This window comes from Nitrosomonas sp. (genome assembly GCF_019752415.1).
Lineage (GTDB): Bacteria > Pseudomonadota > Gammaproteobacteria > Burkholderiales > Nitrosomonadaceae > Nitrosomonas.
In genome coordinates this window covers 1-10,055 of the sequence record NZ_JAIEME010000068.1, presented here as the reverse complement: position 1 = coordinate 10,055, position 10,055 = coordinate 1, and the positions used below count along the sequence as shown (strand labels likewise).

Sequence of the window (10,055 nt, the reverse complement as noted above, 5' to 3'; positions counted from 1 at the left end):
ATGAGTTTGGGGGCGATTGATTTTGGCATTATCGTGGATGGCGCTATTGTCATTGTCGAGAACAGTATCCGCCGACTAGCGCATGAGCAGATGCGGCTAGGGCGGGAATTGACGCTCACCGAGCGTCTCGAACTGGTGTTTGATGCCTCCAAGGAAGCGCGGCGGGTGCTGATCTATGGTGAGCTGATCATTATTATTGTTTATTTGCCCATTTTCGCATTGACCGGTGTCGAAGGAAAAATGTTCCATCCGATGGCGCTCACGGTGGTGACTGCATTGATTGGCGCGATGATTCTCTCCCTGACCTTTGTTCCGGCAGCGATTGCATTCTTCTTGTCTGGTAAAGTAAAAGAAACAGAGAGTCCGGTAATGGTATGGGCCAGAAAAGCCTATGTGCCGGTATTGACGGCAACCATGAACAATCGCGAACTCACGGTCACCATCGCAATCGTGATTGTCATCCTGTCGAGTTTGCTGACGACACGTGTCGGCAGCGAGTTTGTCCCCAGCTTGAACGAAGGCGATATCGCGTTGCATGCCATCCGTATTCCGGGGACCAGTTTGACGACAGCGATTGAAATGCAGAACGAGCTGGAGGAAACAATCAAAAAATTTCCTGAAGTTGAGCGGGTATTTTCCAAGATTGGCACTGCCGAAATTGCCACCGACCCGATGCCGCCGAGTGTCGCGGATATTTTCATTATTCTGAAACCGCAATCCGAATGGAGCGGCGCGCATCACACCAAAGCAGAACTCATCGCCGCGATGGAGCAAGCGGTTCGGAAGGTTCCGGGGAATAACTATGAATTCACCCAGCCGATACAAATGCGCTTTAATGAACTGCTTTCCGGTGTGCGTGCCGATGTCGCCGTCAAAGTGTTTGGCGATGACATGGATACCTTGCTGGCTTTAGGCGAAGCCATAGAAAAGCAGCTTAAAACCGTTCCCGGCGCTGCGGATGTGCGAACGGAACAAATTACCGGTTTACCGGTGCTGTCCATCCAAATGGACCGCACAAAAATGGCGCGGTATGGCCTGAATGGCCGCGATGTGCAAGATGTCGTCGCCATGTCGGTGGGCGGCAGAAGCACCGGGATGATTTTTGAAGGCGACCGGCGCTTCGATCTGCAGATCCGTTTGCCGGAGCATTTGCGCGCCGATATTGAAGCGCTGAAACGCCTGCCCATCAGCGTTCCGATGCAAAGCGTGGCCGTGGCTGCCAATGCGCCACAAGCCGCCCAAGCCGCCCAACCGGCTGTGCCCGTTTTTGTCACTTTGGGAGAAGTCGCCAATTTCGAGATCACTCAGGGCCCCAATCAAGTCAGCCGGGAAAATGGGAAACGCCGGATCGTGATTACCGCCAATGTGCGCGGCCGTGATCTGGGTTCGTTCGTCCACGACGCCGAACAACTGATCGCAAAAAAAGTACCGATTCCACTGGGATACTGGACAACCTGGGGTGGCCAATTTGAACAAATGATTTCCGCAGCGCACCGCCTTCAGATCGTGATTCCCTTGGCACTCGGATTGATTTTTATTCTGCTGTACACGATGTTCGGCAACGTGCGCGATGGGCTGCTCATGTTCACCGGTGTTCCCTTTGCCTTAACCGGCGGCATATTTGCGTTATGGCTGCGTGATATTCCATTGTCCATTTCAGCCGGGGTTGGATTTATTGCGCTATCCGGCGTAGCGGTTCTGAACGGCTTGGTGATGCTGGCGTTTATCCGCGGATTAAGAGAAAAAGAAGGATTATCTTTGGATGATGCGATTCAAACCGGTGCGCTGACCCGGCTGCGCCCCGTACTGATGACGGCCTTAGTGGCGTCGATCGGTTTCCTGCCGATGGCGCTGGCTACCGGTACCGGCGCGGAAGTGCAACGGCCTCTGGCAACGGTGGTGATCGGCGGGATTTTGTCGTCGACGGCGTTAACATTGTTGGTGTTGCCGGTATTGTATCGGATTGTGCATGGGCGGGATGTCAATGGTAGTAAAAATCACATCTAATTCTTATTCGGTGAACTAATATTTTTAGAGTATGGGTATTGATGTCAAATGTAAGGTCTGGTACGAATCTACCCTGTACCAATCCAACGCTACATTTAGTAAAGCTACCATGAAAAAAGTATTCCTCTCTTTCTTTTGTTAGGCAGGTTGAATACTAATGTCCGAAATGGATTACGCCAATGTTCAGGAATATGTGATGCATTATTCTCCATTATTAAATGAAACATAAGGCCAGCCATTATAAATGATGCTCCAATAACTTGTTTTCTATTTGAATCATTAAAAAGTGGGGAAAAGCTAAATTTATCTTCAAATCCAAATTCTTGCCCTATTCCGCCTTCAATATAGAGTCCCATTGTTCCAGAAAAATTTTCATTTCCAACGAGTATATCAAGCCATTGGTTCTTAATTTCATACGTATTTATTATATTGACATTTTCTTTGATAAGTTTCGCTGCTATAGTCCCACATAATGTTTTAAGCATCCAGCGTTCAAAATCTGCACCAGATGTTATATAAAATTCCCTTGTGTTTTTCCAATTTCCGATAAGCTTAAGTTCTCTAAATACATCTCCAGCTGAATTATCCAGATGGCTCAGTGCATTATTATGTCTTTCACATAATATATTTGCCGTCATGCTGTTAATCGATGGCTTGTTTCCATTTTTTGTAATCCACGGAAATCCGTCAAGTGTGGCAGTATTCCAATCAAACTGCTCTAAAATAGAACGAGAAAAATAGTGTTCTTTAGAAATTTTTGTTGAACAATTTTTATGGGGCATAAAAATACATTTTTGATGCGAAAAGCCAGTTGGTTCTCCCTGCAAAATAATATCGGAAGGATCTTTCTTCCAATAGTTATCTTTTGTATAACAACATTCTTTTGCGAATCTCCCGCTATCACAAGGACATAATCCAGAAGCAAATTTTCTAGTCCATAAACTTGCTTTTTGAAGTTGTTTAGTTGATTGGGTCACAGTTAGATATTTCTTCAGGGAAGTAGATGTCAGCTCGGGAGGATGTGCCGGTCGCAAAGAGGCGCATCGATCGTATCATTCAAGCTCCTCAATATCATAGTCATAGTCTTCGTGATTTCCCCAATTCTCGGATAGACACCTTGTTCAGCATAACGATGAAAGCGATAGCCGATTGGTCTTGCGTTCAACAAGATTGACCGTAAAAAACCAAAAACCGTCGGGAAAGTAGGCGCGCCAGCATTCTGTCATTTTGTGTGTTTTTCTGTTCTCGGATTCAACTTTGATGTGTCTCCTTGCGACCGGCACATCCTACTGAGCTCCTTTATTTCTTTACAAATCAAACACGATAGTTAAGGCACCTTTGATAGGATCGATATACTGGTTTTCCAGTTTTCCTTGTTTTCTGTCAATCCTAGAAACATCAACAGCACGTAATTGCTTAAGGTTGATATGTCGGATTTATCCAAACCGTTTTCCTGGCTTGGTTCAAGATTTACAGCAAAAGGCCAGGGTTTATGGTTCGGTAGCAGTGGGGCAACAATCAGTGTTCTGGATTGAATATTCACAAGATCACCTTGAACAATACGAATGGTCTCAGTTTTTTGGTTTCTACGCCTTTTGCCGGTTCAAGATCAATCCAGTGAATATCCAGTTGTTTGAATTCAGTCATTGGTCAGACCATCGGACAGGGTGCTTTCCCATGACTGTAATTCTTCCTGATAGTCCGTATCTTTGGCTTCTTCCAGATTTGCTTTGAGTAATGCCTGCTTGAGAGAATTATTGCGTTCCTGCCGCAAGAGTTCATTGATGTAAGCGCTACGGTTATGGCCCGCAACCTGAATAAGAAATGCAAAAATTTCATCATCCAGCGTGATGGTGGTTCGATGTGTCATAATTTGACTCACACTTACGAGAAAACACAATCTGATCATACGAAGAAGTGTGATCGTTGTCCAGTACGGTAGGGTGTGTTAGCGCAAGGTGCATTAGTCCACACTACCTCATTTAGCCCGGATATTGCATGAATTGCACATGCCCTCACTTGTCTCTTGATCCCACAAGGAATTTATCTCAATCAGGTGTATGAATAACTACACCGCTTCTTCGAAAAATCCCTTGTGGAACCAATATCATGCGTGATCATCGTGCGAATTCATGCAATATCCGGGCTAGGTTTCTCTGTAACTACCGGGTTTTTTGTTTCTTAAAAGTAAGAGGTAAAAAGGCGCTTGTTGATATTTAAATCTGATTTTAACTCGCAAGTATTCTGGAGACGCTCTGAGTTACTTTGTCTGGATGAAATGGTTTGATGATGTATCCCTTTGCTCCGGCGTTTGTTGCCTGGGTAAACAATTCACGGCTGGCTAAAGCGGTAATCATGATGACTTTGGTTGCAGCGTTCTGATGGTGTATGGCTTTCAATGCTTCCAAACCGTTCATCACCGGCATTTCGAAATCTAGGCATGCAATATCAGGTCTGTATTCCGATACTAGTTCGACAGCCTGTTTGCCATCATATGCTTCTCCGATCACTTCAACCCCCATGTGTGTCAGAATATTCGTCAGCAGCCGTCGCATAGTCAAACTGTCATCAGCAATCACAGCTCTGGCATGATAAGGTTGATCCACGAAAGGATTAACTTGCCTAGCCGCGATCATCAACATGTCTTCGATATGCACATCTGCTTGTAGAACTTCAATTACCTGCTTCTGGGAAAATGGCTTGCAGATAAACCCGGCAGCGCCCAACATGGCTGCGTTATGCCGCACTGCAATGTCGTCGCTACCGGTAATCATGACCACAGAGATGTGTGGATAGGCAGCGCGAATTTCACTCAACAGAGTGAGACCATCTTTTTCAGGCAATAAATGATCCAGACAAATGATCTGCGGGTGTAATTTTGCAATGGTGGAATCAAGTTTTTTACCATCATTCAGCTCTCCGATGACTTCATACTGATTGTTGTTCAATATTGCTCGCAATGTGATACGAGTTGCAGCACAATCATCCACGATAAGAACTCGTATTCTGTTTCGTAATTGCATGGAAATGTTGATCCTTCTATATTTTTTCTCTACAAAGAGAATTCTTTTTCTTCGGATACTCTGTGTCAGATGATGTGATCTATGCGGTGGAGAGGATTCAAGTATTTATCGAGGTGTGCTTGCAAGCGGGAATTTCATATTTGTGAACGGAAGATTCATCATCGTGTTTTATTCCTAATCCAGTTATACGTGGATGAAATTATAGGTAAATAGGTAATAAGTCAATAAATATTGTATGAATCTTTTTCCTTCTTTGTAAGAATTGGCCTTTTCGTATGCAGGATTATTCTTTGGTCAGGTAGGATGTGTTGGCGTAAGCGGGGGCATCAATCATGAAAGAATGAATATTAAGCCATTCAGTGCGCAATCTATATGGCTGACTGCTAAAGATTCCTCCCTGCGTTCGGAGTGACAAATGTGGATTATTCATCTCGGTCGGCACATCCTACCGAGCTATTCTTTGAGGATACCCCGCTTATAATATTAAACGCTATTATATGCGGGGATTTTTTAGATGCCGCAAAGATCTTCGTGGTTCGTTGCCGAATCACGAAGATCTGGGATTACGATATTTTTGAAGCGGTAATGGTTGCGAAACTTACACCAAGTTTAAGTGCAATTTCATTGGCAATTTTTGCACCTAACCAAACACCACCAGTTTTACCTAACTTACCGGGGGACGGAGGAATACCAAATTCGTCGCCCGTATTTGCTGCATTACGTTTCGTAATGCCATCGAACTCCCAGTGAACGCCCAAATACACACGACTTACCGAGTTGTCAATGATTGCCTGCCACAAGCTACCATAACCAAGAGTTATGTGTTCACGCGGCTGCAACGTTATGGGATCTTTGTTGCGGCCGTCAAATTCATCCGATACGAAATCAAAGCGTATATCGTCAACTCCATTTGGATCAAATGTTGCGACCCCTTTTTCAACCAGAAAGAGCCGCAATAGCTGAAACGCTGCGGCGCCAAACGTTGCATGACCAGAAGGATATGCCGGAAAATTTGGAGTTAAACTGTATCCAGTTCCATTTGTGTCAGGACGGCCGAGCGGTTCCCAGTCCGGATCTGCAACACCATTCCCAGGTAGTGCATTACGAATTCCTACAATTGGGCGCCACATCATATGTGTCGGTGCATATTTGTAGTGCCATGCATCTATTCCCGCATCAGCCATCGCGATGGCAACGCCTGCTATGATCGCCAACTCATCTTCAGGGCTTAACGAACCGGGATTCTTAGCTTCAATCGCGTCAAGTACCGTCAATGCAACCTGAAGATATAGACGAGGTGGCGTGCCGAGCTCCATTGGGCCATCATAGCCCCATGCGATACCAGTAATTTCTTCCGGGAGAGTGCGAGTGCCGGGCATCCAGTTTGATCCACCTTTGTCGACAACTTTCGCGAAATCGGCCGCGTAATGCGGAGTAGGGTCTACTTGTGTTGCGGATACACGCCCCGGGGGAGGTGGAAAACCAGTAACCCTCGTGGCAAGTAGGGGTGTCGCCATTCCCCAGTGCCCGCCCGCATAGCCTTGCATAGATTCTTTTGGTGGTAACATATGGGAGTATGCGGCTCCAGTAGGTGTGTATTGACCAGCCGCAGCATTAACCGGATCGTTCATCCCGCTTTGATGAACTAACGTGCCAAAATCGCGCCCCGCGGTTTCAGCAAGACTACCGGCCGAACCCAATCCAAAGTAATCGAGCCAACGGAGCCAAGCTGGTTCCAGAAGATGTGCTTGGTTCGGATATCGCAATCTGAGAACTTGTGCGCATGCGGCTGCACTTGCAGTATCGGCATCTGCTGGGTCGATAGCCAGTAGAGTTGCAGGAGCGGGAATACTAAGCAACGCTGGGCGGCCGAGAACATACGCTCTGGCATCGTTGAGTGCCGCCAACGCCATGCCAATCGCTCGCGCGGATAAAAACGGGCCTCTTTGATCCCCAGGACTTAGTGCCGAGGTATGGTCTCGGCGTATACATTCCATACTCATATCACACCAGAAGCGTAATTTGCCTGAAGCAGTAGTCATTTTATGGTACCTCCAGAAAAAATTATTAGAATTCTTCGATCACATGGATACACAAAAATGAGTATCTTCCATATGTTATGTTGTAAAGATTCTTACAATTTTATTTAAACATACTCTGATTAAGTTACCATGTGGCTTTTGTCACTCTATCCATGATTTTTCCCTATTGGGATTATTTCGATGGATTCGTAATCTACGATATAAGAATTTCTGATAAATTTCTAAGTGCACGAGGCGTGGAATAATCGATTCAAATCATTATGATAATAATGCGGAATAAAAAATAACCGCCAGATCCAGAACTAAGAATTCTGTGTTTTCTGCGACATATCCCCAGCCATTTAATATCGAGAAATTACTTACCAGAACAGTGCAACAAAATAGCTCCGGAAGTCATAATTTAAAACATTGGCTTATTGATGGTTGAATTAAAGCGCTGTATTCCGGCTAGGATTTCTGATTTTGCCGATTCAACGCCGTCCCATCCTTGAATTTTCACCCATTTTCCTTCTTCCAAATCTTTGTAATGCGCAAAAAAATGAGCAATTTGAGATCGGACTAATTCCGGTAAATCTTCGCAGGAGTTGATGTGCTGATAAAGATTACATAATTTGTTGATCGGCACGGCGAGCAGTTTGGCATCTTCTCCTGCCTCGTCGGACATCCTGAGCATCCCGAGCGGCCGGCAGCGTACGACAACGCCGGTAATCAGCGGTACGGGAGATATCACCAAAACATCCACAGGGTCGCCATCGTCGGATAAAGTGTGCGGAATATACCCATAGTTGCAGGGATAATGCATGCAAGTGGACATAAATCGGTCAACAAACATTGCGCCTGTTTCTTTATCGACTTCATATTTAATGGGATCAGCATTCATTGGAATTTCAATAATGACATTGAAGTCATTGGGAATGTCAGACCCAGAACCCACACGATCAAGATTCATGTTACCTCCTTAAAATTAGCACTAAAGTATAGCGATAAGTATCTATTGTTGTTAATAGCGGCTCAGTTTTCTGTCTATAAACCCTTAACGTACAACGATCAAAAGCTAAGATGCGGCTTTTAGCTCTATTGCTCAGTGAGAAATTTTCCAGCAATAATGAATCTTAGCATCGCGGGCGAAGTCCTCCGGTATCATCTTTGCGCTGATGTCTTCAATGGCCCAATCACTGAGCGCTTCCTGGTCCATTTTGAAACGGCGGAAGTTGGTTGAGAAATACAAGTTTCCGCCCGGTGCCAGCAAGGCGGCGGCGTTGCGGATCAGTGGCACATGGTCTTTCTGGATGTCGAAAGCTTCGTCCATTTTCTTGGAGTTCGAGAAAGTAGGCGGGTCTAGAAAGATTAAATCGAATTGCTGTTTTGGTTTCGCGCCGGCTTGTTCGACCAGCCATTGCGAACAATTGGCGCGCACCAGCTTGTGATCGCCATGGATATCATTGAGGACGAAATTTCGCCTGGCCCAATCCAGATAGGTGTTAGACATATCCACCGTGACGCTCGACACCGCGCCGCCGATCGCCGCATGCACCGTGGCGCTGCCGGTGTAGGCGAATAAATTCAGGAAGCGTTTGCCTTGGGCTTGTTGCTGAATCAGCAAACGCAATGGCCGGTGATCAAGAAACAGGCCGGTGTCCAGATAATCCTCGAAATTCACCCAGAACTTGCAGCCGCCTTCTTCAACCACATGAAAGCGGCGGGAATCGCCTTGCTTCTCGTATTGGTCGGTGCTTTTCTGCTTGCGGCGTATTTTTAGAAACACCTGATCGGCAGGAATTTCCAGCACTTTGGGTATCTCCGCCATGATTCCGGCCAGGCGCAGATTGGCCTTGGCGGGATCGATCGTTTTCGGCGACTCGTATTCCTGCACGTTGACCCAAGTCTGCTCGCCTTGATACACATCCACGGCCACCGCGTATTCCGGCAGATCGGCGTCGTATAGCCGGTAGCAATGCACTTGATTTTGTTTGGCCCACTTGGTCAGTTTTTTCAGATTCTTGCGCAAGCGGTTGGCGAACATTTCCGCTTGGCTGTCGACTTGCCCGGATTGGGCGCGGCGGCTGATGTGCTCGATGCGTTCTTGTTGCGATTTGGCTTTCGGTTCAAAGAAAGCTTTTTCCTCGATGGTGAAGCGCAATAATTTGCACTCCAGCGCGCCATTGAACAGCGTAATCGGCTTTTGCGAGCGGATGCCCAATCTAAAACCCAGTTCCGGATTGCCGATGATCATCGCGGCCTGCCAACCGGCGAAACGCTGTTTCAATACTTCCCCGAACTGGCGGTAGAGCAAGGCGGCTTGTTCTTCATCGCCGAGCCGCTCGCCATACGGCGGGTTGCAGACGATCAGCCCTTTTGCCCAGCTTTCCGCCGCAGAAGCGTCGGCAATATCGCGCTTTTCAATGTGGATTTTTCCCGCCAGCCCGACATTTTCGACATGCTGTAACGCGGCGGCGACGGTGCGGCGATCCTGGTCGAAACCGACGATCACCGGTAATTTACCCAGGCCAATCTCGCGGCGCTGCTGCGCATCGTCCCAAACGCTTTGCCAGAGTACGGCGTCGTGCTGCTTCCAGCCGAGAAAACCGAAATAATCGCGTTGTAAACCCGGTGCGATATCCCCGGCGATCAATGCGCCTTCCACCAGCAGCGTGCCGGAGCCGCACATCGGATCGAGCAGCGAGCCGCCTTGCGCGGCAATTTCCGGCCAACCGGCACGCAGCAGAATGGCTGCTGCCAAGTTCTCTTTGATCGGCGCATCAATGCTGATTTCCCGGTAACCGCGTTTATGCGAACTCTCGCCGGATAAATCCAGGCTCAACTGCGCGGTGTCGTTGTGCAGATAGACATTGACGCGGATGCTGGGGTGCTCGGTATCGACATTGGGGCGGCTGCCAAACTTGGCGCGCATCTGATCGACGATGGCATCTTTTACTTTGAGCGCGCCGAAATGTGTGTTGTTGATCGCCGGATTATTCTTGCT

7 protein-coding genes are annotated in these 10,055 nt (G+C 47.2%); 1 reads left to right on the top strand and 6 read right to left on the bottom strand.

What is annotated here, in order from left to right; genetic code table 11:
• The coding region (locus K2P83_RS11310; RefSeq protein ID WP_292929246.1) for a CusA/CzcA family heavy metal efflux RND transporter at positions 1-2,007 on the top strand (2,007 nt) is incomplete at its 5' end.
• 104 nt (positions 2,008-2,111) lie between these two features.
• Here the strand turns inward: K2P83_RS11310 and K2P83_RS11305 are convergent.
• From K2P83_RS11305 to rlmKL, 6 genes are all read right to left on the bottom strand, one after another.
• Entirely contained in the window at positions 2,112-2,984 is an 873-nt protein-coding gene (locus tag K2P83_RS11305; protein ID WP_292929244.1) for a hypothetical protein, read from the bottom strand.
• Positions 2,985-3,646: 662 nt separating this feature from the next.
• The gene (locus tag K2P83_RS11300; protein WP_292929242.1) at positions 3,647-3,877 is read right to left on the bottom strand and encodes a CopG family transcriptional regulator; all 231 of its coding nucleotides are present in this window, start codon (positions 3,875-3,877) and stop codon (positions 3,647-3,649) included.
• Positions 3,878-4,235: 358 nt separating this feature from the next.
• Positions 4,236-5,030, bottom strand: a complete 795-nt coding sequence (locus K2P83_RS11295; RefSeq protein WP_292929240.1) for a response regulator — start codon at positions 5,028-5,030, stop codon at positions 4,236-4,238.
• 563 nt (positions 5,031-5,593) lie between these two features.
• Complete coding sequence (locus K2P83_RS11290) at positions 5,594-7,072, bottom strand: vanadium-dependent haloperoxidase (protein WP_292929238.1); 1,479 nt, start codon at positions 7,070-7,072, stop codon at positions 5,594-5,596.
• A gap of 400 nt (positions 7,073-7,472) precedes the next feature.
• Positions 7,473-8,021 carry an inorganic diphosphatase gene (gene ppa, locus K2P83_RS11285; RefSeq protein ID WP_292929236.1) on the bottom strand — a complete coding sequence of 183 codons (549 nt, stop codon included), beginning with the start codon at positions 8,019-8,021 and terminating at the stop codon, positions 7,473-7,475.
• A 132-nt stretch (positions 8,022-8,153) separates the two neighbouring features.
• The coding region (gene rlmKL, locus K2P83_RS11280) for a bifunctional 23S rRNA (guanine(2069)-N(7))-methyltransferase RlmK/23S rRNA (guanine(2445)-N(2))-methyltransferase RlmL (RefSeq protein WP_292929234.1) at positions 8,154-10,055 on the bottom strand (1,902 nt) is incomplete at its 5' end.